This window comes from Pantoea dispersa, assembly GCF_035783935.1.
Lineage (GTDB): Bacteria > Pseudomonadota > Gammaproteobacteria > Enterobacterales > Enterobacteriaceae > Pantoea > Pantoea dispersa_C.
Genome location: NZ_JALKOV010000067.1, coordinates 1 through 207, shown reverse-complemented (window position 1 = coordinate 207; position 207 = coordinate 1). Strand labels below are relative to the sequence as shown.

Annotated in this window: 1 rRNA gene; it reads right to left on the bottom strand. The window is 54.6% G+C overall.

The features are described 5' to 3' along the window. Positions 1 to 207, bottom strand: a 23S ribosomal RNA gene (locus tag MXF20_RS23360); the annotation flags it as partial.

The window sequence follows — 207 nt, the reverse complement described above, 5'->3', positions numbered from 1 at the left end:
TCTTTTCGCCTTTCCCTCACGGTACTGGTTCACTATCGGTCAGTCAGGAGTATTTAGCCTTGGAGGATGGTCCCCCCATATTCAGACAGGATACCACGTGTCCCGCCCTACTCGTCGGACTCACAACCTGTGCATCTTCGTGTACGGGGCTGTCACCCGGTATCGCGCGACTTTCCAGACGCTTCCACTGATGCACAAGCTGATTCA